General features: G+C 29.9%; 1 protein-coding gene and 1 pseudogene. Both read left to right on the top strand.

Annotated elements, in window-relative coordinates:
- On the top strand, window positions 1-416 hold a 416-nt coding region (locus GQX97_RS13535; RefSeq protein WP_157152309.1), incomplete at its 5' end, for a leucine-rich repeat protein.
- A gap of 19 nt (window positions 417-435) precedes the next feature.
- A pseudogene (locus tag GQX97_RS13530) lies at window positions 436-676 on the top strand (leucine-rich repeat domain-containing protein); the annotation flags it as partial.

Here is a 676-nt window from a genome sequence, read left to right as displayed (position 1 = left end):
TTATAGAAGGAAATGCTTTTTCACTTTTTAGTAAATTTTTAAAAGAGATAACAATACCTGATTCTGTTATTAGTATTGATAATTATGCTTTTCAGAAAAGTGATTCTATTGAAAAAGTAATATTTAAAGAAACAAGTAAAATTGAACATATAGGAGATTTGGCTTTTTCTTATTCAAAAATAAAAGAAGTACTAATACCGGCATCTGTAAAATCAATGGGTGGAAGTGTATTTGGAAGCTCATCATCTTTAACTACTGTTACTTATTTGGGAACAARKCCTRATGCTATACAACATGGCGGAGATGTATTTCCTGCTACAGCTAAAACTTTAATATTGCCAAATGTTGAAAATCCTCAGCTTAGTGAATGGCAAAACTTTTTAGGCGGTAATTTTACTGAAGTTAAACAAAAGTAACTTTATTTATGGAGGKTTTATGTATAAAAAAATTGTATTATTATTATGTTTTTTATTTGCAGTGTCATGTTCTAGYCCAAGTAATCCAGATAATGTAAATAATGGAGAATCAGGACAAACTGGCGGCTCTACAGTAACGCCTCCAGATGTAACACCGCCCGTTTTAGATGAAGAAGTGCAAAAATATGGYRTAGATATTTCTCAAGATGATGCTGAAATATCTAAACAGATAGAAGAAAAATTACAAGAATATTATAATG

Source organism: Brachyspira sp. SAP_772 (assembly GCF_009755885.1).
Taxonomy (GTDB): domain Bacteria; phylum Spirochaetota; class Brachyspiria; order Brachyspirales; family Brachyspiraceae; genus Brachyspira.
The sequence above is the reverse complement of the archived record's forward strand: the minus strand, read 5'-3'. Positions and strand labels throughout refer to the sequence as shown.